This is a genomic window from Leucobacter holotrichiae, from assembly GCF_055791005.1.
This window is the reverse complement of record NZ_JBVUAC010000043.1, coordinates 1-582: the sequence shown is the minus strand read 5'-3', so window position 1 is coordinate 582 and position 582 is coordinate 1. Positions and strand designations below refer to the sequence as shown.

The window sequence follows — 582 nt, the reverse complement described above, 5'->3', positions numbered from 1 at the left end:
GATACCGTTCTCGAGCTCAGCGCCTGACCCCATCACCACGAAGGACCAACCGTTACACCACCACCCGGGACTTGACCGGACTGAGGGCACTGTTCTCGCAGGAAGACGCCGTCGAGCGATGGCTGCGCACCGAGGTGGTTGCTGCCTACGACGAGTTGCGCGCCGACTCCTCCAGGGCGATCAGCGCCGAGGATATGCGCGCCCACCTCGCCGCGCTGCATAAGCAACACACCTCGGAAAGCGCCGCGTGACAAGAGCCATCGTCTACTCGGCCCGAGCCCAACAGCAGCTCTCCGACCTCTACCTCTGGATCGCTGAGCAGTCCGGGTTCCCTGATCGCGCCGAAGGGTACATCTCCGCGATCTTCGACTACTGCGACGAACTTGCAGACTTCTCGTTTCGCGGCATCGCCAGGGACGACGTGAGGCCCGGCTTGCGCACGATCGGGTTTCGTCGCCGCGTGGTTATCGCGTTCGCTGTGCGAGAGAGCGCGGTCGAGATACTCGGGTCTGCTGCACGTATAGGTGACAGTTCCTAGTCACGCCGCCAGTGCGACGGTCGTGTTCATGATGGTCTCGAACT

General features: G+C 62.9%; 1 protein-coding gene and 1 pseudogene. Both read left to right on the top strand.

The annotated features are described in order from the left end of the window. Positions 1-251 (top strand): annotated as a pseudogene (locus AC0KXF_RS15205) (hypothetical protein); the annotation flags it as partial. Then, positions 248-538, top strand: coding sequence for a type II toxin-antitoxin system RelE/ParE family toxin (locus AC0KXF_RS15200; RefSeq protein WP_473109968.1), 291 nt, complete (start codon positions 248-250; stop codon positions 536-538). The pseudogene AC0KXF_RS15205 and the gene AC0KXF_RS15200, both read left to right, overlap by 4 nt. Positions 539-582: the final 44 nt, after the last annotated feature.